Annotated in this window: 4 protein-coding genes (1 of these 4 cut by a window edge); all 4 read right to left on the bottom strand. The window is 68.8% G+C overall.

The features are described 5' to 3' along the window. Nucleotides 1-146 precede the first annotated feature (146 nt). Nucleotides 147-407 carry a hypothetical protein gene (locus tag CAG31_RS18115; RefSeq protein WP_085589476.1) on the bottom strand — a complete coding sequence of 87 codons (261 nt, stop codon included), beginning with the start codon at nucleotides 405-407 and terminating at the stop codon, nucleotides 147-149. Between the two features lie 165 nt (nucleotides 408-572). Next, the gene (locus CAG31_RS18110; protein ID WP_085583615.1) at nucleotides 573-2,528 is read right to left on the bottom strand and encodes a MacB family efflux pump subunit; all 1,956 of its coding nucleotides are present in this window, start codon (nucleotides 2,526-2,528) and stop codon (nucleotides 573-575) included. 2 nt (nucleotides 2,529-2,530) lie between these two features. After that, nucleotides 2,531-3,679 carry a macrolide transporter subunit MacA gene (gene macA / locus CAG31_RS18105; protein WP_085583613.1) on the bottom strand — a complete coding sequence of 383 codons (1,149 nt, stop codon included), beginning with the start codon at nucleotides 3,677-3,679 and terminating at the stop codon, nucleotides 2,531-2,533. 66 nt (nucleotides 3,680-3,745) lie between these two features. After that, on the bottom strand, nucleotides 3,746-24,746 hold the 3' portion of the coding sequence (locus CAG31_RS18100) for a non-ribosomal peptide synthase/polyketide synthase (protein ID WP_085583611.1). It continues 53 nt past the right edge of the window; 21,001 of the gene's 21,054 nt are visible here — the last part of the coding sequence; its start codon lies beyond the right edge, outside the window; it ends in the stop codon at nucleotides 3,746-3,748.

Raw genomic sequence — 24,746 nt, 5'->3', positions numbered from 1 at the left:
CAGCGCATAACGCACCGGCACGACGAACAGCTCGGCCTGGCTCGCCGGGCACGGCATCACCGGGCTGTTGATGTCCACATGGGGCTGGGCTCTGGCCGCACGCTCGGCCTGAGCAGCCTGGTCAACCATGGCCAGTTTTTCGGCGCTCATGGGGCGAGGTCCTTGTCAGTCAGTGACGGCTGCGTCAATGCGCTGTTGAGGTTGTCCAGCCGCTGACGGGGTGTTAAGCCGGACTCAACGTGGATGCGGCAGGAGGTGCCGGAGTCTTCGGTGCTGCTGAAGGCCAGCACCCTGGAGTCGTGACGGAAAGGGGGAATCCGCAACGCGAAGTGCGCCGCGTCGGACGGCCGATACATACGCTTATCCTTGCGCAATGAGGAAAGGAGCGCGATGTCCAAACCCTCCATGGTTCGTGCTCGCGAGAATGGGCGGGCACGCTACCAAGGCCAAAAACGGATAGATGTAGGGATAATCTCCAAGTTTTGAAGGACGCTTCCGGTACGAGGATCCGCTGTTCAACAAGCGCAAAAAAAGCCGCGATCATGTCGCGGCTACTTTTCATGAACGCCCGTTCAGTCCCGGGCCAGCGCCTCGATCGGGTCGAGCCGGGACGCGTTGCGCGCCGGGACGAAGCCGAAGACGATGCCGATCAGGCTCGAACAGACCACGGCGGTGAGCACCGCCAAAGGCGAGAACACCATCTCCCATTCCTTGATGAACACCGAGAACAGGTGGCCGATGGCGTAGCTCAGGGCGATGCCGACGGCGCCGCCGAGCAGGCAGACCATCACCGCCTCCACCAGGAACTGCTGACGGATGTCCGACTGCCGGGCGCCGACGGCCATGCGGATGCCGATCTCGCGGGTGCGCTCGGTGACCGACACCAGCATGATGTTCATCACGCCGATGCCGCCCACCACCAGGGAAATCACCGCGATCAGCGACAGCAGCAAGGCCAGCGAGCGGCTGGTCTTCTCCACGGTCTGCATGACGCTGTCGAGGTTGTTGGTGAAGAAGTCCTTGGTGCCGTGGCGCTGCAGCATCAGTTTGGTGACGTTGTCCTCCACCACTTTGCTCGGCTGGCCGTCCTTGATGCGCACGCTGATGCTGTCCAGGTAGCGCTGGCCCAGCAGGCGCCCGGCGGCGGTCTCGTAAGGCACCCAGACGTTGAGGGTCTTGCTGGCGAACAGGTTGCGGTTCTCCGCCGCCACGCCGATCACCGTGCACGGCAGGTTGCCGATCAGGATCACCTGCCCCAGCGGATCGACGCCTTCGCCGAACAGCCGGTGGCGGGTGTTGTAGTCGATCACCACCATCTGCGCCTGGCGCCGGGCATCGCTGTCGCTGAACGGGATGCCCGCCTCCATCTTGATCCCGCGCACCTGGAAGTACTGGTGGCTGACGCCGTTGACCTGGGCATCGACATCGATGTTGCGGTAGCGCAGCAACTGGTTGCGCCCCACCACCGGGGTGGCGCTGTCGACGTAGTACAGCCCGTTGAGCGCGGTCACGTCGGCAGGCACCAGGGTTTCGATGACGCCTGAGCGGCTGTCGCCGAAACTGGCGCCGGGGTAGATGTCGATGGTGTTGCTGCCGATGGCCTGGATGTCGTTGAGCACATAGCGCTTGGCGCCCTCGCCGATGGCCGAGATCGACACCACCGAGGTGATGCCGATGACGATGCCGAGCATGGTCAGCAAGGTGCGCATGCGGTGCGAGATCAGCGCGACCCAGGCCATGTTGAACGCTTCCTTGAACAGCCCCAGGCTCGCCACCAGGCGCCTTGTGGTGCCGGGCCTGGGCGCGGCGGCGGTGTCGTTGGGCAGCGCGTCGGTGGCGCGTTCGTTGCGCCGGTCGCTGAGGATCTGGCCGTCGCTGACTTCGATGATCCGCTCGGCGTTGGCGGCGACCTTCGGGTCGTGGGTCACCAGGATCACCGTGTGCCCGGCGGCGTGCAGCTCCAGCAGGATGCGCATCACTTCCTTGCCGCTGGCGGTGTCGAGGGCGCCGGTGGGTTCGTCGGCGAGGATCACTTCGCCGCCGTTCATCAAGGCGCGGGCGATGCTCACCCGCTGCTGCTGGCCGCCGGAGAGCTGGCTGGGCCGATGGGTCAGATGGCCGTCCAGCCCCAGCCGCGCCAGTAGCTCCTTGGCCCGGGCATGGCGCTGCGGTTCCGGGGTGCCGGCGTAGATCGCCGGCATCTCGACGTTGTGCACCGCGCTCAGGTGCGGCAGCAGGTGGTAGCGCTGGAAGATGAAACCGAAATGGTCGCGGCGCAGTTCGGCCAGGGCCTGGTTGTCCAGGTCGCGGGTTTCCTGGCCGTTGATCTTGTAGCTGCCGGCGGTGGCGTAGTCGAGGCAGCCGAGCAGGTTCATCAGGGTCGACTTGCCGGAGCCCGAGGCGCCGATGATCGCGACCATTTCCCCGGCCTCGATGGTCAGGCTGATGTCGTTCAGCGCCAGGAACTCGCGGTCGCCGGCGGTGAAGCTGCGGCGGATGCCGCTCAGTTGCAGCAACGGTTCGGTCATGCTCACGCCCCTGCCGTGCGGGTCACCGGATCGCCGATCACCACCCGGTCGCCTTCGGTCAGGCCCTGGTTGATCTGCACCTTGACGTTGTTGTTGATGCCGGTCTGCACGTTGCGCGCCTGGGCATGGCCCTTGGCGTCCAGCACCCGCACCGGGAAGCTGCCGTCGGCGTTGCGCGGCCCCAGCGCGGCCACCGGCACGGTCAGCACCGACTTGGCGGTGTCGAGCACCACCCGCACCTGGGCGGTCATGGCGATGCGCAGGCGGTGGTCGGGGTTGGGCACGTCGAACAGGGCGTTGTAGAACACCGCCGTGTTCTGCTTCGGCGTGCCGGCCGGCGGGGTTTCAAGGAAGTTCTGCGGCGCCGGCTCGGTGCCGCGCAGCTTGCCGTAATAGCGTTTGTCCTCGCCGAGGATGGTGAAATACACCTCCTGCCCCGGCGCGATGTGGATCACGTCGGCCTCCGACACCTGGGCCTTGACCGTCATGGTGTCCAGGTCCGCGAGCTTGAGCAGCACCGGCGCCAACTGGTTGGCGATCACGGTCTGGCCTTCCTGGGTGACGATGCCCACCACGTCGCCGTCGATGGGCGCGACGATCCGGGTGTAGGCCAGGTTGACCTTGGCCGTGTCGATCTGGATGTGCGCGCTCTTGATCTGCGCATCCAGCGCCAGCAGGTTGGCGGCCTGCACTTCGTAGTTCGACTGCGCGGTCTCGAAGTCCTGCCGCGAGATCGACGCGTCGTCCTGCAGGTCCCGGTAGCGCTCGTAGATCGCTTTGGTCTGCTTGAGCTGGGCCTGGGTCGCCCGGCGCTGGGCCTGCAGGTTCTCTTCATCGACCAGGGCCTGGCGCAGGGTGTTCTGCAGCACCAGCGGATCGATCTCCGCCAGCCACTGGCCCTTCTTCACCTTGTCGCCGACCTTGACCTTGAGCGACTTCAGTTGCCCCGAGACCTGGGCGCCGACGTCCACCTGGCGGATGCCCTCCAGCAGACCGGTGGCCAGCACCGCGTTTTCAATGTCACCGCGTTCCACCGTGGCGGTCAGGTACTGCGGCGCCTCGGCCGGTGCCTGCACCGTGTAGAACACCAGCCCGGCCACCAGCGTCAGCGCCACGGCCAGACCGACTTTGCGCAACTTCGACTGTTCCATAAATGACCACAATTCCGTTCAGGGTTGGGCCCGGTCGGTGACCGGGCCCGGTTGGAGAAACACCGCTCAGGACAGCACCTGCCCCGCCGGCACGGTCAGCCCGTCATGCCACCACGCCGCGAGACTGAAGACGTTGGGCGCCTTGAGGATCGTGAAGTGGTTGCCCGGCCCGTACCACACCGCCAGGTCCGTGGCCTGCCGCCGCCAGCCCTCGACCATCGCCGCCTGCTCGCGCTGGTTGCCCGCCGCGTCCAGGGTCGGGTCGTCCACCAGCGCCAGCCGCACCGGCCCGGTGTAGGCCAGCGCCGGTCGGTAGACCGTGCGCAGCGCCGTGGCGAAGGTGCGCACCGGGCCGTCCATGGCCTGGGGCGAGGAACGCTCGGAAAGAATTCCCGCGCGCACCATGCCCCTATGCAACAGGCGCATCTGGGTGTCCCCGTCGGCCTCGGCGAAGGCCGGCGGGTCGATGCCCAGGGACTTGCCGCTGGCCAACTGCAGCGACTCGACCAGCCGCTGCAACGCCGCCGTGGCGGTGTACGGTTTGCCCGCCACGCCGTTGCCGCCGGGGGACTCGCTGTCGATCAGGCTCAGGGACGCCACCTCGCGGCCCTGGGCTTGCAACAGCGCCGCCATGGCGTACGCCACCCAGCCGCCGAACGAGTGGCCGATCAGGTGTACCGGCCCCTGTGGGTAGAGCTGCCCGAGGGCCTGCACATAGAACGCGGCGGCCGCCTCGACCCGGCTGTGCGGCACCGTCACGCCGTCGAGGCCACGGGGCTGCAAGCCGAAGATCGGCCACTCCGGCCCCAGCGCCTCGGTGAGGTGGACGAAACCGATGACGTTGTCCCCCGCCCCCGGCACGCAGAAGATCGGCGCATGGCCGGGGTGGCCGCTCTGGATGGTGAGCAACGGCTGGTAGCTGGCCGGTTCCGGCGCGGCCGCCGCCTCCAGCGCCTGAGTGAGGGCATGCCCCATCGCCTGGACAAGGGGCGGTTTCATCAGAGTGCGGTGATCGCCGGGCACGTCGATGCAGCGCAGCAGGTCTTGCGGCACATGCCCGCCCCAACCGCGCAGCGGGTCGGGCTGTTCCTGCCCGGGCATCAAGTCCTGCGCCCGGAACAGGTGCACGGCCTGGCTGGCCGGGCTCACCCGGTAGTGCTCCAGCGCCTGCCCATGGGCCGCCTCACGGTCGAAGTAGTGCCAGGCGTCGGTGACCCCGGCCGCCGAAAGTTCAGGGTCCGACAACTGCTGATCGCGGCAACGCGCGAACAGCTCATTGAAGTCGAGCCGTTCGATCTCGGCCTCCAGCAACGCCACTTGCGCGAGCGCCGCTTCGCCCTCCTCGCCACGGTCCAGGGAATAGGCCCGGCAGTGTTGCAGCAACTGGTGCCTGTCCAGGTGTTCGCCGGTCCAGCGCGACTTGTCCTGGTGGGCGGGGTGCGGCGCGTAGGTGTCGATCAGGCCGACGAAGGCCACCGGCTCGTCCATGCCGATCAGTTGCTGGGCGATTTCGTACGACAGCAGCCCGCCGAACGACCAACCGGCCAAGCGGTACGGCCCATGGGGCTGAACCGAACGCATGATGCCGATCATCCTCGCCGCCATGCATTCCACTGTACGCAGCTGCGGTTGGCCGAGGGTGACGCCGGGCAGGCCGTAGACCGGGAAGTCGCCGCCGATGTGCAGGGCCAGCGCCGGGAAGTACATCTCCCGGCCGCTGAACTCGTGCACCAGGAACAGCGGCGTGCCCTGGTCGCCGGGACGCACCACGATCAGGCCGTCAGGCTGTTGCTCGCCCTCCTGGCGCCCGGCAAGCCGCGTGCACACCCCTTCCACGGTCGGGGACTGGAACAGCTCGGCCAGCGTCACCGCAAGGCCGGCTTGTTTCATCTGATTGATCAAACGGATCGCCAGCAGCGAATGCCCGCCCAGTTCGAAGAAGCTGTCGTGGCGGCCGACCCGGCCGATGTCGAGCAGCTCGGCCCAGATCTGCGCCACCGCCTGTTCGGTCTCGCCTTGCGGCGCGACGTAAGGACGGTCGCGCAGCATTTCGGCATCCGGCGCCGGCAGGGCCTGGCGGTCGACCTTGCCGTTGGGCGACAGCGGCAAGGCGTCCAGCGGCACGAAGGCCCCCGGTGCCATGTACTCCGGCAGCCGCTGCGTGATGTGCGCCCGCAGCGCCTCCGCGGTCGGCATTTCGCTGCCGGTGCGCAGGGTGAAATAGGCCACCAGCCGCTCGTCGCGCATCAGCACCACTGCCGTCCGCAGCGCGGGGTGCTCGATCAGCCGCGCTTCGATTTCGCCCAACTCCAGACGCAGGCCGTGCAGCTTGACCTGAAAGTCGTTGCGCCCCAGGAACTCCAGGTTGCCGTCGGTGCGGTAGCGCACCAGGTCCCCCGTGCGGTACAGGCGGTCGCCGGCCACGAACGGGCTGTCGATGAACCGCTCGGCCTGCAGCTGCGGCAGGTTCATGTAGCCCCGCGCGACCCCCACGCCGCCGATGTGCAGTTGACCGCTGACACCCAAGGGCACCGGCAAGTCATTGGCATCGAGGACATACAGGCGGGTGTTGCAGATGGCCTTGCCGATCGGCAGCTCGGACTCCGGCACCGGCCGGTCCGGCTCCAGCGTCCAGGCCGTGCTGTCGACCGTCGCCTCGGTCGGCCCGTAGACGTTGTGCAAGCGCACCCACGGCAGGCGCCGGCGCACCGCACGGGCCAGCGCGGCGGTGAGTTCCCCGCCGCCGCAGAACACGTCGGTGAGGCTGGTGCACTGGCCGGCCTCCTCCAGTTCGAGGAACTGCTCCAGCAACGCCGGCACGAACTTGACCACGGTGATCTGCCGCTCACGGATCACCCGCGCCAGATAGGCCGGATCCCGGTGGCCGTCGGGCCGCGCGAGCTCCAGCCGCACGCCGCTGGTGAGGGGCCAGAAGAACTCCCACACCGACCCGTCGAAACTGAACGGTGCCTTTTGCAGCAGCGCGGCGGACGCCGTCGGCGGGCAGATCTGCGAGCCCCAGTGCACCAGGTTGCACAGGCCTCGGTGTTGCAGCATGACGCCCTTCGGCGTACCGGTGGAGCCTGAGGTGTAGATCATGTAGGCCAGGTGGCCGGCACTCAGGCCCGGCACCGGAACGTCATGGGCCGGAGCATCCTGCCAAGTGCAGCGGTCGAAGTCGATCAACAGGCTGTCGGCCCCGTCGAACAGCGGCCGAGTGGCCGGGTGCACCAGCACCGCCACCGGCGCGCTGTCCTTGAGCATGTAGGCCAGCCGGTCCGCCGGGTACCCCGGATCCAGCGGCACATAGGCGCCGCCGGCCTTGAGGATGGCCAGCAAGCCCACCACCAGGTCCAGCCCGCGCTCGACGCAGATCGCCACCCGCGCATCCGGCTGCACGCCTTGGCTGCGCAGGTGATGGGCGAGGCGGTTGGCCTGGGTATTGAGCTCGCGGTAGGTCAGGCGCTGCGGCCCCGCCGCGACTGCCACCGCATCTGGCGTGCGCGACACTTGCGCCTGGAACAGCTCATGCACGGTTTGCTCCAGGTCATAAGCGGTTTCGGTGGCGTTGAACTCGCCGAGTACGCGTTGCCGTTCCTGCGGCCCCAACAGGTCCACCCGATCCAGCACGGCCTGGTCATCCTCGACCATGGCCTGCAACAGACGCTTGAAGTAGCCGACAAAGCGTTGCACCGTCGCTTCGTCGAACAGCGCCGTGGCGTAGGTCAACGCACCGCGGACGCCGTCCGGCGTCTCGCCCAGCCGCATCGACAGGTCGAACTTCACGAAGCGGCTCGGCTCGGCAATGCCTTCGAGGGTCAGCTCGCCCAACGCCAAGACCGGCGCCATGCTGCTGTCCCAGCCCAGCAAGGTCTGGAACAGCGGGCTGTGCGACAGACTGCGCACCGGCCGGCTGACCTCCACCACTTGCTCGAACGGCAAATCCTGGTGGGCCTGGGCCTCCAGCGTGCACGCCTTGACCCGCGCCAGCAGCGCAGCGCCGCTCAGGCCCCCGGAGGTGTCGATGCGCAGCGCCAGGGTGTTGACGAACATGCCGATCAAGCCTTCGATCTCGGCCCGGATGCGGTTGGCCACCGGTGAGCCCACCACCACCTCGGACTGGCCCGAGAGCCGGGTCATCAGCACCGCCCAGGTGCCCATCATCACCATGTACGGGGTCACGCCGTGGCGCTGGCACAGCGCCTTGAGCCCGGCGCTCAAGCCGGCGTCGAACCAGACCTCCACACTGCCGCCGGCATGGTCCTGACGGGCCGGGCGCGGCCGGTCGGTGGGCAGGGTCAGCAGGGTCGGCGCACCGGCCAGGGCTTGCTGCCAGTAGTCGCTCTGGCGCTGCAGCACCTCGCCGCTGAGCCAGCGCCGTTGCCACACCGCGTAGTCGCTGTATTGCAGCGCCAACGGCGGCAACGGGTCGGCCTCGCCGCGGCTGAAGGCCTGGTACAGCGCCGTCAGCTCGCGGGTCAGCACCCCCATGGACCAGCCGTCGGAGATGATGTGGTGCATCGTCAACAGCAGCACATGATGGTCGTCCGCCATGCGCAGCAACCGTCCGCGGATCAGCGGATCGTCCTGCAGGTTGAACGGCTCGCGCGCCTCTCTCTCGATCCGCACCTGCAGAACGTGTTCAGGCCGCTCGACGTGCCGCAGGTCCTCGACCTGCAGCAACAGGCCGCTGTCGTCCGGCATGATCAGCACTTGAGGCCCGTCGTTGACGGCCGCGAAGCGGCTGCGCAAGGTCTCGTGGCGGGCGACGATCCGCGCCAATGAGCGCTGCAGCGCGTCTTCGTCGAAACGCCCGCGCAGGCGCAGGGCAAACGGAACGTTGTAGGCGGTGTTGCCACCTTCCATCTGCGCCAGGAACCACAGCCGCTGCTGGGCGAACGACAGCGGCAGCGCCTGGTCACGGGGCGCCGGCACGATGTCCGGCAGCGTGCTGCGGCCCGCGCGGGACAGCACCTCGGCCACGGCGGCCAGTTCGGCGTTGGCGAACAAGTCGCCCAACGCCAGTTCCACGCCCAGCCGCTGACGCACCTGGGACACCATGCGCATCGCCAGCAGCGAATGCCCGCCCAGTTCGAAGAAGTGGTCGTGACGCCCCACCCGCTCCACTTGCAGCACCTCGGCCCACACCTGCGCCAGGGTCTGCTCCAGCGCCGTGGCCGGCGCCTCGTAGGCGCGGGTCAGCAGCGCGTCCTGTTCGGGGGCCGGCAAGGCCTTGCGGTCGACCTTGCCGTTGTTGTTCAGCGGCAAGGCGTCGAGCCGCACCCAGGCCGACGGCACCATGTAGTCCGGCAGCCGCGCCTGCAACTGCGCGCGCAGGCCGGCGCTGTCCACGGACGCGTCATCGGCCGAGTAGTACGCCACCAGGCGCAGCGGCTCTTGGCCATCACGACGGGCCAGCACCACCGCTTCCTTGAGCCCGGCGCAACCGAGCAGGCGGTTTTCGATTTCCCCCAATTCAATGCGGAAGCCGCGCACCTTCACTTGATCGTCGTTGCGCCCCAGGCACTCCAGTTGACCCGGCGCGATCCAGCGCGCCAGGTCGCCGGTGCGGTAGAGCAAGGCGCCCGGGTGGTCGCAGAACGGATCCTTGAGGAACTTCTCGGCCGTCAGGTCGGGGCGGTTCAGGTAACCCATCGCCACGCCCTGCCCGCCGATGTACAGCTCGCCGGTCACGCCGAAAGGCACCGGCTGCTGCCGCGCATCGAGGACGTACACCTGGGTGTTGGAGATCGGGCCGCCGATGGACACGCTCTCGGCGTCGGTCGCCACCTCCTGCACCTCGAAGGTCGTCGCGTAGGTGGTGGTTTCGGTGGGGCCGTAGCAATGCACGATGCGCAGGTCCGGCGCCTCGGCCCGCAGACGGCGGAACGCCGCCGGGTCGCCGCGCTCGCCGCCGCACAGCAGGATGCGCAGGCCTTTGAGCGCCTGCGGAATCAGCTGCACGTACTGGTTGAACAGCGCGGTGGTGACGAACAGCACCGTCACCCCGCTTTCGGCCAGCTCACGGCCGAACAGCGCCGGATCGAGCAGCGTGCGGTGGTCGATCACCACCACCCGGCCGCCGTTGAGCAGCGGGCCCCAGACGTCCATGGTGCTGGCGTCGAACGCCGGGTTGGAGGCGAACGCCACCCGGTCCTGCGGGTTGAAGTCGGCGTAGCCGTTGTTGATCGCCAACCGGCCGATGGCCCGGTGCGGCACCATCACGCCTTTCGGCGCGCCGGTGGAGCCGGAGGTGTACATGATGTACGCCAGCGATTCGGACGACTGCGGCAGGTTCGGGTCGTGCGTCGGTTGCCCGTCCAGCGCCAGGGTGTCCAGGTCGATGCGGAGCACCGGGTGGTCGGCCTCTTCGCCGCTGAAGGTCAACAGCAGCATCGCTTCGCAGTCCTGCACCATGAACGCCTGGCGCTCGGCCGGGGCGTTGATGTCCAGCGGCACGTAGGCCGCCGCGCATTTGCTGATCGCCAGTTGCGCCGCCAGCAGGTCGAGCGAACGCGGCAGCAGGATCGCCACGTTGTCGCCCGGCTCCACGCCGTGCTCGATCAGGTGATGGGCCAGACGGTTGGCCCATCGGTTCAGCTCGGCGTAGGTCACCGAAGCCGCGCCATGCACCGCCGCCACGGCGTGCGGGTGTTCCTCGGCCTGCCACTCGAACAGACGGTGCACGGTCAGGGCCGCCGGGTATTTGCGGAACGTGGCGTTGAATTCCGAAAGCAAGCGCGTGCGCTCGGTGTCCGGCAGGATCGAGAGCCGGTCGAGCTGCAGTTGCGGCGTCTGTTCCAGCGCCTGCACCAGGTTGCCCACCGCCTGGAGCATGTACCGGCAGATCCGCTCGGCTTCGATCCCGGCGGCCGTCAGGGCCGTGAGGCTGAAGTCCTCGCCCAGGTCATCGACGCTCAGGCTCAGGCGGTAGCTGCTGTGCTCCTCGGCATTGAGCAGTTGCATGCCCTCCCACGCGGCACCGGTCTCGGCGGACGGCGCGGCCGCCGCACCGCTGTGGCGGTAATTGAGCAACGCATTGAACAGCGGCGCGCCGGAAGCGATGCCGCTGCACCGCTGCGCCAGCGCCAATGACGCTTGTTCGTGGCGCAACAGACGGTTGAGCCGCTCATGGACGGCCAATACCCCGTCCTTCACCGTCTGCCCGGTCATCTCGACCCGCAGCGGCAGCGTGTTGATGAACACCCCCAGCGCCCGCTCGACGCCTTCGCCGCCGTTCAGCCGCCCCAGCAGGACCGTGCCGAACACCACGTCGTCGCGGCCCGACAGTTGCCCCAGCACCTGGGCCCACGCCAGGTGCATCAGGCTCGCGGCGCTGACGCCCAGTTGCCTGGCCTGGGTTCTGACCCGGAGGCTGAGGCCACGATCCAGCGACTGTTGCGAATGGCCGGTGCAGAGGTCGTCTGCCGTGCCCTGGCCGAACGGCACGGTCGGCTCGTCGACATCGCCGAGCATCTCGCTGAAGAACGCCAAGTGCTCCTGCTCGCCCAACCCCAGACGGGTCTGGGCCACGTGGTTGCGGTACGGCACCGGTGCCGGCAGTTGCTCCACCCGGTCGAGCAGCACGGCGTTCATCTCGTGCTGCAGCACTTGCAGCGCCACGTGGTCCATCACCAGGTGATGGAACAGCAGCAACGCCACCACGCGCCGGTTGTCCGCGTCCCAGGCATGCACCACCCGCATCAGCGGCGCCTGATCGACGGCCATGCGGTAGTGCCCGACATCGAAGCGCGCGCGCAGCTGCGCCAGTGCGTCACCGCCGCCGATGTCCAGCGCTTCGCACACCAACGGTGCCCGGCGCCAGACCACTTGCACCGGCTCGTCCAGCCCTTCGTGGAACAGCGACGTGCGCAGGATGTCGTGACGCTCGATCACCCGTTGCAACGTCTCGACGAAGGTGTTCAGGCGTTTTTCGTCGGCAAACGCGAACTGCGCCTGCAGCACGTACGGATCGCCCTGGGTGGCCGACAGGTGATGGAACAGGATCCCGGCCTGCAGCGGCGCCAGCGGGTAGATGTCCTGCACGTTGGCCGCACCGCCCGGAATGCTGGCGATGATGCGGTCGATGGCGGCCTGATCGAGCGCAACCAGCGGCAGCAGCTCAGGGGTGATCCGCCGGCAGTCCGGCGTGATGCGGTTGGCCGGCACCTCGACCTCCGGCGCGCTGCTCACGGCGGCGGCCAGTGCGGCGAGGGTCGGCTGGCTGAACAGCGCATGCACGTCCACCGCCAGCCCGGCACGGCGCATGCGCGCCGCCAGGTTGACCGCCAGCAGCGAGTGGCCGCCCAGTTCGAAGAAGTGGTCGTGGCGCCCCACCCGCTCGACGTTGAGCAGTTCGCACCACAACCGCGCGAGGGTGATTTCCGTCTCGCCGACCGGGGCTTCGTACTCGCGCACGATCACCGAAGCCTGATCCGGCGCCGGCAACGCGCTGCGGTCGACCTTGCCGTTGGGGCTCAGCGGCCAGGCGTCGAGCCGCACCCACGCCGACGGCACCATGTAGGCCGGCAGGCGGGCGTGCAGATGCGCATGCAGGCTCTCGATGGCAGGCGCGTGTTCGCCGACGGTGTAGTACGCGACCAGCCGCACATCACCCGGCGCATCTTCGCGGGCCAGCACCAACGCCTCGCGCACGCCTTCGGCTTGCAGCAGGCAAGCCTGGATTTCGCCGAGCTCGATGCGCAGGCCGCGGATCTTCACTTGGTCGTCGTTGCGCCCCAGGTACTCGATGTTGCCGTCGGCCCGGTGACGGGCCAGGTCGCCGGAGCGGTAGATCCGTGCGTCGGCCTGCTCACTGAACGGATCCTTGAGGAAACGTTCCGCCGTCAGGTCCGCACGGTTGAAGTAGCCCCGAGCGACTTGCACGCCGCCGATGCACAGCTCGCCGACCGCACCGCGCGGCACCGGTCGGCCGTGGCCATCGAGAAGGTACACGCGGGTGTTGCTGACCGGTTTGCCGATCGGCGGCGCGCCTTCCGGCAGCGCGGCGCCGGGCTCCAGCGTCCACACCGTGCTGTCCACCGTGGCCTCGGTCGGGCCGTAGACGTTGTGCAGCCGCACCTGCGGCAAGCGCTCGCGCACGCTGCGCACCAGCGCTTCGGTCAACTCGCCGCCCCCGCAGACGATGTCGGTGAGGCTGGCGCACTGGCCGACCTGCTCCACGTCGAGGAACTGCTGCAGCAGCGCCGGCACGAACTGCACCACGCCGACCTGTCGCTCACGGATCACCTGCACCAGGTACGCCGGATCGCGGTGCCCCTCGGGGCTGGCGAGCACCAGGCGCATCCCGGCGGTCAGCGGCCAGAACAGCTCCCAGACCGAGGCGTCGAAACTGAACGGGGTCTTCTGCAGCAGCGCATGGCCTTCGCCCTGCGGACACAGCTGCGCGCTCCAGTGCAGCAGGTTGTTCAGGCTGCGGTGCTCGACCATCACGCCTTTCGGCGTGCCGGTGGTGCCGGAGGTGTAGATCACGTAGGCCAGGTGTTGCGGGGTCAGGCCTTCGGCCGGCAGGTTGTCGTCCGGTTGCGATGCCCAGACGGCCTTGTCCAGATCGACCACCGGCGCGGCGACGTCCCCGAGCAGCGTGCGGGTCGCACCGTGCACCAGCACCGCCACCGGCGCGCTGTCCGTCAGCATGTAGGCCAGACGCTCCGCCGGGTACGCCGGATCCAGCGGCACGTAGGCGCCGCCGGCCTTGAGGATGGCCAGCAGGCCGACCAGCAGCTCGGGGCTGCGCTCGACGCAGATCGCCACCCGCGCATCCGGGCCCACGCCCAAACCGCGCAGGTGACGGGCCAGTCGGTTGGCCTGGTGGTTCAGCTCGGTGTAGTTCAGCGCTTGATCGCCGCTCTGCACGGCCACCGCAAGCGGTGTGCGCAATGCCTGGGCCTCGAACCGGCCATGAACGGTCCCGTCCGCCGCGTCCGACGACGCGGTGGCGTTGAAGTCGAGCAGCAGGGTCCGTCGTTCGTCCTCAGACAGGATCTCCACCCGCTCAAGGATCGCTTGATCGTTGCCGACCATGGCCCGCAGCAGTTGCCGGAAGTAGCCGACAAAGCGCTGCACGGTCGCCTCGTCGAACAGCGCCGTGGCGTATTCGAGCGAACCGCCGATCACGCCCCGGGCCTCGCCCAGGGTCAGCGACAGGTCGAACTTGGCGACCGGGTTCTGACCGGCCAGCCCTTCCAGCGTCAACTCGCCCAACGCCAGGTTTGGCGCCACGCTGCTGTCCCAACCGAGCAGGGTCTGGAACAGCGGGCTGTGGGCCAGGCTGCGCTCCGGCTTGACGATATCCACCACCTGCTCGAACGGCAGGTCCTGGTGGGCCTGGGCTTCCAGCGTGCGCGCCTTGACCTGGGCCAGCAGCGCCTCGGTGCTCAGCTCGCCCGAGGTGTCGATGCGCAGCGCCAGGGTGTTGACGAACATGCCGATCAGGCCTTCGATCTCGGCCCGGCCACGGTTGGCCACCGGCGAGCCGATCACCACGTCCGTTTGGCCGGACAGGCGACCGAGCAGCATCGCCCAGGCGCTCATCATCACCATGTACAGGGTCACGCCGTGGCGTTGGCTCAGGGCCTTGAGCCCGACGCTCAGGGGCGCGTCGAGGATCACCTCGACGCTGCCGCCGGCATACGCCTGACGGGCCGGGCGCGGACGGTCGGTGGGCAGCGAAAGCAGCGTCGGCGCACCGGCCAATGCCTGCTGCCAGTAGTCGCTCTGGCGTTGCAGCACTTCGCCGCTGAGCCAGCGGCGCTGCCACACGGCGTAATCGGTGTACTGCAAGGCCAGCGGCGGCAACGGATCGGGCTCGCCATGGCTGAAGGCCTGGTACAGCGCCGTCAGCTCGCGGGTCAGCACGCCCATGGACCATCCGTCGGCGACGATGTGGTGCACGGTGACCAGCAGCACATGATGGTCATCCGCCAACTGCACAAACTGCCCGCGAATCAACGGGCCGGCCTGCAGATCGAACGGTGCCGAGGCTTCCCGGCCGATCAGCGCCTGCAAGGCCTCTGGCGCAGCGTTGCGCAAATCCACGGTCGGCAGCGTCAGACCTTCGCTGTCCGGGGCGATCAGCACCTGCGCTTCGTCGTTCACCGCTGTGAAGCGGCTGCGCAGGGTTTCATGGCGGGCCACGATCCGAGACAGCGCACGTTGCAGCGCGTCCCTGTCGAGGGTTCCGCGCAGGCGCAGGGCGATCGGGATGTTGTACGCCGTGTTGGCCCCCTCCATCTGCGACAGGAACCACAGCCGCTGCTGGGCGAACGACAGCGGCAGCGCCTGGTCGCGAGGCGCCGGCACGATGTCCGGCAGCGTGCTGCGGCCCGCGCGGGACAGCACCTCGGCCACGGCGGCCAGTTCGGCGTTGGCGAACAGGTCGCTCAGTGCCAACTCCACGCCCAGCCGCTGACGCACCTGGGACACCATGCGCATCGCCAGCAGCGAATGCCCGCCCAGTTCGAAGAAGTGGTCGTGGCGCCCCACCCTTTCCACTTGCAGCACCTCGGCCCAGACCTGCGCCAATGCGTTCTCCAGCTCGCCCTGCGGCACCTCGTACTCGCGGGTGAACAACGCGCTGCGCTCGGGTTTCGGCAAGGCCTTGCGGTCGAGCTTGCCGTTGGCGGTCAGCGGCAAGGCCTCCAGACGGACGAACGCGGAAGGCACCATGTATTCCGGCAGCTGGGTCAGCAGGTGCGTGCGCAGTTCGCCCACCTCCAGCGGCTCGACTTGTGTCTGGGCGGTGAAGTACGCCACCAGGCGCACTTGGCCGGGTTCATCCTCCCGGGCCAGCAGCACCGCTTCCTGGATGCCCGGCAGGTGGTTGAGGCGGTTCTCGATCTCGCCCAACTCGATGCGCACGCCGCGGATCTTCACCTGGTCGTCGTTGCGGCCCAGGTACTCGATGGAGCCGTCCTCGCGCCAGCGCGCCAGGTCGCCGGTGCGGTACATGCGGCCGGGGTTGAACGGGTCTTGCAGGAAGCGTTCTTCGGTCAGCTCCGGCCGGTTCAGGTAGCCCCGGGCGACGCCGGCGCCGCCGACGTACAGCTCGCCGGCCACGCCGATCGGCACCGGGCGCTGCTGTTCGTCGAGCAGGTACACCGTGGCGTTGGCCACCGGGCGGCCGATGTGCAGGGTCTGCCCCGCCTCGATCAGGCCCGAAGTCGCGACCACCGTGGCCTCGGTCGGGCCGTAGTTGTTGATGACGTCGAAGGTCTGGCTGCGGCCGAACTGGCGCAGGCGGTCGCCGCCGATCAGCAGCGTGCGCAGGGTCGGGTGTTCCAGGTTCTGGCCGAAGGCGTACTCGGCCACCGGGGTCGGCAGGAAGCTGACGTCCAGCGGCTGCTCGCGCCACCAGCCGAGCAGCGCGTCGATGTCCTCGGTGCCGTCGTGGACCGGCGCCAGGTGCAGGGTCGCGCCCGCGCACAGCGCCGGCCAGACCTCCCAGGCCATGGCATCGAAGCCGAAGCCGGCCAGGCTCGAAGTGTGACGGCCGGCGCACAGGTCGAACGCCGCGCAGTGCCAGTCGATCAGGTTGCCCAGGGTCTGGTGCTCGACCATCACGCCTTTCGGCAGGCCGGTGGAGCCGGAGGTGTAGATCACGTAGGCCAGGTGCCCGGGGGTGAGGCCTGGGATCTGCGGGTTGCCGGTGTCGTCCGCCGGCCATTGTTGGAGGTCGAGGTCGAGCACCGGCACCGCCAGCGCCGGCAACCGTTCGCGCAAACCGCTTTGGGTCAGCACCGCGACCGGGGCGCTGTCGCCGAGCAGGTACTCCAGGCGCTCGGCCGGGTGCGCCGGATCCACCGGCACGTAGCCGGCGCCGGCCTTGAGGATCGCCACCAGGCCGACCAAGGTGTCGAGGCCACGGCGGGCGACGATGGCCACGCGGTCGTCGGGGCGCACGCCCAGCCCGGTCAGGTGCCGGGCCAGGGCGTTGGCGCGGCGATTGAGGTCGGCGTAGGTCAGCTGTTCGCCGAGGAATGCGGCGGCCACGGCGTCGGGCCGCTGTTCGGCCTGGGCTTCGAAGCGTTGCTGGGTGGTGAGGCCTTGCGGGTAGGCGGCGGCGCTGGCGTTGAAGCCGTGCAGCACTTGCTCGCGTTCCGCCGCCGTCAGGATCGTCAGTTGATCGATCGGCAGGTTCGGCGACTGCTCCAACGCAAGCGCCAGGCGCTCCAGCGCGCCGTGCATGTATCCGCAGATCCGCCGGGCCTCGATCCCCGCCCCGGTCAACGCCGTCAAGCTGAAATCCTCGCCCAGGTCATCGACGCTGAGGGTCACGGGATAGTTGGTGTGTTCCTCGGCCTCCAGCAATCGCATGCCCTGCCAGGCGCGCTCCGCCTCGGCGGAGGCTGCACCCTGCGGTGCGCTGTGGCGGTAATTGAGCAACGTGCCGAACAGCGGCGTGCCCGGCGCCATGGCGCTGCAATGCTGCACCAGCGCCAGTTGCACGTGTTCATGCTCCAGCAGTTGGTTCAAGCGTTGCTGGACGGCCAGCGCGGCGGCCTTCACGGTTTGCCCGGTCAGGCCGATGCGCAGCGGCAAGGTATTGACGAACACCCCCGGCGAGCGCTCGACACCCTCGCCGCCGTGCAGGCGGCCGAGCAGGACGGTGCCAAATACCACGTCGTCGCGGCCCGCCAGTTGCCCCAGCACCTGAGCCCAGGCCAGGTGTATCAGGCTGGCAACGCTGATGCCCAGACGTCGGGCCTGGCGCCGCAGCGTACGGCTGAGCGGATTGTCCAGCGTCAGGTGCGCCCGCGCCGTCTCGCCGCCCTGGGCGGCATGGCGGCCATAGGGCACGGTCGCTTCCTCGACATCGCCAAGCATCGCCCGGAAGAACGCCTCGTGCGCCCGGTCGTCGAGGCCCGAATGCGCGCGGGCCACGTGGTTGCGGTACGGCACCGGTTCCGCCAAGCGCTGCTCGTGACCGAGCAGCACGGCGTTCATCTCGTGTTGCAGCACCTCAAGCGCTACGTGATCCATCACCAGGTGATGGAACAGCAGCAGCGCCACCACGCGCCGGTTGTCCGCATCCCAGGCATGCACCACACGCAGCAACGGTGCCTGATCCACGGCCATGCGGTAATGCCGGACATTGAACCGCGCGCGCAACTGCGTCAGCGCGTCCCCCGCCTCCGCGTCCAGCTCCAGCGTTTCGCTCACCAGCGACGCCTGGCGCCAGACCACCTGCACCGGTTCGTCCAGCCCTTCGTAGTAGAACGAGGTGCGCAGGATGTCGTGACGGTCGATCACATGCTGCAAGGCCTCGGCGAACGCGTTCAGACGCTGCTCGTCGGCGAAGGCGAACTGCGCCTGCAGCACGTACGGATCGCCCTCGGTGGCCGTCAGGTGATGGAACAGGATCCCGGCCTGCAACGGCGCCAGCGGGTAAATGTCCTGCACGTTGGCCGCGCCGCCAGGGATGCCGGCGACGATGCGGTCGATGTCGGCCTGCTCCAGCGCAACCAGCGGCAACAGCTCAGGCGTGATCCGCCGGCAGTCCGGCGCGATGCGGTTGGCCGGCACTTCGGCTTCCGGCGCCCCGCCGACGGCGGCCGCCAGTGCGGCGAGGGTCGGCTGGTTGAACAGCACGCGCACGTCCGCCGTCAGGCCGGCGCGGCGCATGCGGGCGACCAGATTGACCGCCAGCAGCGAGTGCCCGCCCAGTTCGAAGAAATGGTCATGACGCCCGACCCGCTCGACGTTGAGCAGCTCGCACCACAGTTGCGCAAGGGTGATTTCCGTCTCGCCGACCGGGGCCTCGTACTGGCGCACGCTCGCCGCAGCCTGATCCGGCGCCGGCAATGCCTTGCGGTCGAGCTTGCCGTTGGGGCTCAGCGGCCAGGCGTTCAGGTGCACGAACAGCGCCGGCACCATGTAGTCCGGCAGGTGTTCGAGCAGCCGTGTGCGCAGGTCCTCCACCGATTGCGCTGTGCCGGTGTAGTACGCCACCAGCCGCTTGTCCCCCGGCACGTCCTCCCGGGCCAGCACCGCCGCTTCCTGCACGCCGTCCAGGGCGCTCAGGCGCGACTGGATCTCGCCCAGCTCGATGCGCAGGCCGCGGATTTTCACCTGGTCGTCGTTGCGGCCCAGGTATTCGATGTTGCCGTCGGCCAGCCAGCGGGCGACGTCGCCGGTGCGGTACATCCGGCCCTGCGGCCGGAACGGATCCTCCAGGAACCGTTCGGCGCTGAGCGGCGCACGGTTGAGGTAACCCCGCGCCACTTGCACCCCGCCGATGTACAGCTCGCCGACTACGCCCAGCGGCACCGGTTGCCGTTGCCCGTCGAGGATGTACATCCGGGTGTTGGCGATCGGTTTGCCGATGGGGGTGTTGTCCGGCGTGGTGTCGAGGGGGCCCGCGCAGTCCCACGCGGTGACGTCCACCGCCGCTTCGGTCGGGCCGTACAGGTTGTGCAGGCCGATACCCGGCAACTGCCGCTTGAAGCGCCGCACCAGGCTGCCCGGCAGCGACTCGCCGCTGCACATCACCTGACGCAGGCCGGCGCAGCGGGCGGTGTCACCATGGGAGAGGAACACGTCGAGCATCGACGGCACGAAGTGCAGCGTGGTGACGCGCTCCGCCGCGATGATGTCGCTCAGGTACTGCGGATCCTTGTGGCCCTCGGGCCGGGCCATGACCAGCCGCGCCCCGGTCATCAGCGGCCAGAAGAACTCCCACACCGACACGTCGAAGCTGAACGGGGTCTTTTGCAGCACCGTGTCCTCGGCGCTCAGGCGGTAGGCGTCCTGCATCCACAGCAGGCGGTTGACCACGCCGGAATGCTCATTGATCACGCCCTTGGGTTGGCCGGTGGAGCCGGAGGTGTAGATCACGTAGGCCATGTGCTGCGGGGTCAGGCCCTGCGCCGACAGGTTGTCGGCAGGTTGCGATGCCCAGACCGCTTCGTCGAGGTCGACCACCTGGGCGGCGGATTCGCCGAGCACACTGCGGGTCGCGCCGTGCACCAGCACCGCCAGCGGGGCGCTGTCGTCCAGCATGTAGGCCAGGCGTTCCGCCGGGTAGGCCGGATCCAACGGCACGTAGCCGCCGCCGGCCTTGAGGATCGCCAGCAGGCCCACCACCATCTCCGGGCTGCGCTCGACGCAGATCCCCACCCGCGCATCCGGGCCCACGCCCAAGCCGCGCAAGTGACGGGCCAGGCGGTTGGCCTGGCGGTTCAGCTCGGCGTAGCTCAAGGAACGGTCGCCGCTCTTGACCGCCACGGCCTGCGGCGTGCGCAAGGCCTGGGCCTCGAACAGGCCATGGATCGTCTGTTGCAGGTCGTAGTCGACGTCGGTGGCGTTGAGATCGAACAGCAGCGCCTGCCGCTCGCCTTCCGCCAGCATCGGCACCTGCTCCAGCACCGCGTGGTCATCACTGGCCATCGCTTGCAGCAGCCGCTGCAGGTAACCGAAGTAACGCACGACCGTCGCTTCGTCGAACAACGCCGTGGCGTACTCCAGCGTGCCGCGAAGCTCGCCTTGCGCCTCGCGCAGGGTCAGCGACAGGTCGAACTTGGCGAAGTGGCTGGGCTCGGCGACGCCTTCGAGCGCCAGGTTGTCGAGGACCAGGCGTTCGCCCTGACGGCTCTCCCAACTGAACAGGGTCTGGAACAACGGGCTGTGGGCCAGGCTGCGCTCCGGCTTGACGATGTCCACCACTTGCTCGAACGGCAGGTCCTGGTGGGCCTGGGCTTCCAGCGTGCGGGCCTTGACCTGGGCCAGCAGCGCTTCGGTGCTCAGCTCGCCCGAGGTGTCGATGCGCAGCGCCAGGGTGTTGACGAACATGCCGATCAGGTCTTCGATCTCGGCCCGGCCACGGTTGGCCACCGGCGAGCCGATCACCACGTCCGCTTGGCCGGACAGGCGCGCCATCAGCATCGCCCACGCGCCCGTCAGAGCCATGTACAGCGTCACGCCGTGGCGCTGGCACAACGCGTTGAGGCCGGCGGTCAGGCGTTCATCCAAGGTGATTTCGATCTGGCGGCCGGCGTAGTCCTGCTGCGCCGGCCGCGGCCGGTCGGTGGGCAAGGCCAGCAAAGCCGGCGCGCCGCTCAGGGTCTGGCGCCAGTAGTCGCTCTGGCGTTGCAGCACCTCGCCGCTGAGCCAGCGGCGTTGCCACACGGCGTAGTCGGTGTACTGCAAGGCCAGCGGCGGCAGCGGATCGGGCTCGCCGTGGCTGAAGGCCTGGTAAAGCGCCATCAGCTCGCGGGTCAGCACGCCCATGGACCAACCGTCGGTGACGATGTGGTGCAAGGTCAGCAGCAAGACGTGGTGATCATCGGCCATGCGCACCAGCCGTCCGCGGATCAGCGGATCGCCCTCCAGGTCGAACGGGGCCGACGCTTCGCCCTCGATCAACGCCAGCAACGCGTCTTCGGCCTGCGGGTGGCGGCGCAGGTCTTCAGCCTGCAACGGCAAGCCGCTGTCCACCGGGGCGATCAGCACCTCGGCTTCGTCATTGAACTGGGCGAAGCGGCTGCGCAGGGTTTCGTGGCGGGCGACAATCCGCGCCAATGAGCGCTGCAGCGCGTCTTCGTCGAGGCGCCCGCGCAGGCGCAGGGCGATCGGGATGTTGTACGCCGTGTTGGCCCCCTCCATCTGCGACAGGAACCACAACCGCTGCTGGGCGAACGACAGCGGCAGCGCCTGGTCGCGCGGCGCCGGCACGATGTCCGGCAGCGTGCTGCGGCCCGAACGGGACAGCACCTCGGCCACGGCGGCCAGTTCGGCGTTGGCGAACAGGTCGCTCAGTGCCAGTTCCACGCCCAGGCGCTGACGCACCTGGGACACCATGCGCATCGCCAGCAGCGAGTGGCCGCCCAGTTCGAAGAAGTGATCGTGGCGCCCTACCCGCTCCACCTGCAATACCTCGGCCCAGACCTGCGCCAATGCGTTCTCCAGCTCGCCCTGGGGCGCCTCGTACTCGCGGGTGAACAACGCGCTGCGCTCGGGTTTCGGCAAGGCCTTGCGGTCGAGCTTGCCGTTGGCGGTCAGCGGCAAGGCGTCGAGCCGGACAAACGCCGACGGCACCATGTATTCCGGCAGTTGGCTCAGCAGGTGCGTGCGCAGTTCGCCCACCTCCAGCGGCTCGACCCCAGACTGGGCAGTGAAGTACGCCACCAGCCGCACTTGGCCAGGCTCATCCTCCCGGGCCAGCAGCACCGCCTCCTGGATCCCCGGCAGGTGGTTGAGGCAGTTCTCGATCTCGCCCAACTCGATGCGCACGCCGCGGATCTTCACCTGGTCGTCGTTGCGCCCCAGGTACTCGATGGAGCCGTCCTCGCGCCAGCGCGCCAGGTCGCCGGTGCGGTACATGCGGCCGGGGTTGAACGGGTCTTGCAGGAAGCGTTCTTCGGTCAGCTCCGGCCGGTTCAGGTAGCCCCGGGCGACGCCGGCGCCGCCGACGTACAGCTCGCCGGCCACGCCGATCGGCACCGGACGCTGCTGTTCGTCGAGCAGGTACACCGTGGCGTTGGCCACCGGGCGGCCGATGTGCAACGTCTGCCCCGCCTCGATCAGGCCCGAAGTCGCGACCACCGTGGCCTCGGTCGGGCCGTAGTTGTTGATGACGTCGAAGGTCTGGCTGCGGCCGAACTGGCGCAGGCGGTCGCCGCCGATCAGCAGCGTGCGCAGGGTCGGGTGTTCCAGGTTCTGGCCGAAGGCGTACTCGGCCACCGGGGTCGGCAGGAAGCTGACGTCCAGCGGCTGCCCGCGCCACCAGCCGAGCAGCGCGTCGATGTCCTCGGTGCCGTCGTGGACCGGCGCCAGGTGCAGGGTCGCGCCCGCGCACAGCGCCGGCCAGACCTCCCAGGCCATGGCGTCGAAGCCGAAGCCGGCCAGGCTCGAAGTGTGGCGCCCGGCGCACAGGTCGAACGCCGCGCAGTGCCAGTCGATCAGGTTGCCCAGGGTCTGGTGCTCGACCATCACGCCTTTGGGCAGGCCGGTGGAGCCGGAGGTGTAGATCACGTAGGCCAGGTGCCCGGGGGTGAGGCCTGGGATCTGCGGGTTGCCGGTGTCGTCCGCCGGCCATTGTTGGAGGTCGAGGTCGAGCACCGGCACCGCCAGCGCCGGCAACCGCTCGCGCAAACCGCTTTGGGTCAGCACCGCCACCGGGGCGCTGTCGCCGAGCAGGTACTCCAGGCGCTCGGCCGGGTGCGCAGGGTCCACCGGCACATAGCCGGCGCCGGCCTTGAGGATCGCCACCAGGCCGACCAAGGTGTCCAGCCCACGGCGGGCGACGATGGCCACGCGGTCGTCGGGGCGCACGCCCAGCCCGGTCAGGTGCCGGGCCAGGGCGTTGGCCCGACGGTTGAGGTCGGCGTAGGTCAGCTGCTCGCCGAGGAACGCGGCGGCCACGGCGTCGGGCCGTTGCGCGGCCTGGGCCTCGAAGCGTTGCTGGGTGGTGAGGCCTTGCGGGTAGTCGGCGGCGGTGGCGTTGAAGCCGAACAGCACTTGCTCACGCTCGGCCGTTGGCAGCACCGACAGTTCATGGACGGGCAGATCCGGCGTCTGCTCCAGCGCCTGGACAAGGCCTTCCACCGCGCTATGCATGTAACCGCAGACCCGCTGCGGATCAAGCTGCGTGGAGGCCAGCAGCATCAGGCGGAAGGCGTCGCCGAAATCGTCGACGCTGAGCGTCAGCGGATAGTTGCTGCGTTCCTCGGCATGCAGGTTGGTGATGCCTTCCCAGGCCGTCTGCGCCTGAGCGTGCGCAGCCGCCGCGCCATGGCTGTGGCGGTAGTTGAACAATGCGCTGAACAACGGCGTCGGCGCGGCCACCTGGCTGCACCGCTGGGCCAGCGCCAGCGGCGCATGTTCGTGGCGCATCAGGGTGGTGAGGCGCGCGTGGGTCGCCTGGACGGCGGCGCGTACGCCCTGCCCGTCGATGTCCAGCCGCACCGGCAGCGTGTTGATGAAGATGCCCAGGGCCCGGTCAATGGCTTCGGCGCCTTGCAGGCGCCCCATCAGCACCGTGCCGAACACCACCGACGGCTTGCCGGTGAGCGTGGCGAGCACCTGTGCCCAGGCCAGGTGGAACAGGCTCGCCGCACTCACGCCGAGTTGCCGCGCCTGCGTGCGCAGGCGCTGCCCCAGCTCCGCCTCCACCGGCATGCCCAGCTCGGCGATGCCTTGACCGTCACCCTGCACGTCCTGCAAGCCGAACGGCAGCGTCGGTTCGTCGATGTCGCCGAGCATGTCGCGAAAGAACGCCTCATGTTCCGCTTCGCTGATGCCCAGCCGCGCCTGGGCCACGTAGTTGCGGAACGGCACCGGCCGCCCCAGCCGTGCGCCCTGCCCCGACAGGCACTCGCGCATCTCGTGGCTCACCACCTCCAGCGCCGAGTGGTCCATCGCCATGTGGTGGAACAGCAGCGTGGCGATGATGCGTTGCCCGGCGGTGTCTTGGGCATACGCCAGACGCACCATCGGCGCCCGGCTGACGTCCAGGCGGAAATGCCGTGGGTCAAAATGTTCATTCAATTGCGCCAGCGCATCGGCTTCGCCGTCCTGCGGCACGAATTCTTCCAGCGGCAGGTGCGCCCGGCGCCAGACCACTTGCAGCGGCGCGTCCAAACCTTCCCAGACCACGGCCGTGCGCAGGATGTCGTGGCGGTTGATCACGGTCTGCAAGGCCTGGGCGAACGCCTGGAAACGCTGCATGTCGGTGAACGCGAACTGCGCCTGCATCACGTAGGGATCGCCTTCGCCGCCGCTGGCGTGGTGAAACAAAATGCCCTCCTGCAGCGGCGCCAGCGGGTAGATGTCCTGCACGTTTTCGGCGCCGCCCGGTACGTCGGCGACGAGGTGGTCGAGGGTGTCCTGGCTCAGCTCCGCCAGGGTGACCATCGCCGGGGTGATGCGGGTGGTGCCGGGGACGATGCCGTTGGCCGGCACCTCCACCTGGCCGTGTTTGGCGGCGGCATACCCGCCGGCCTTGATCAGCTCGATCAGCGCGGCCTTGTGCTCGCGCAGCAGCGCCAGCACCGCCGGATCGCTCAGGGCCTGCTTGTTGCCTTGCACCCGCAGTTGGTCGTCCGTGACC

This window comes from Pseudomonas sp. R25(2017) (assembly GCF_002112565.1).
Lineage (GTDB): Bacteria > Pseudomonadota > Gammaproteobacteria > Pseudomonadales > Pseudomonadaceae > Aquipseudomonas > Aquipseudomonas ekonensis.
The sequence above is the reverse complement of the archived record's forward strand: the minus strand, read 5'-3'. Positions and strand labels throughout refer to the sequence as shown.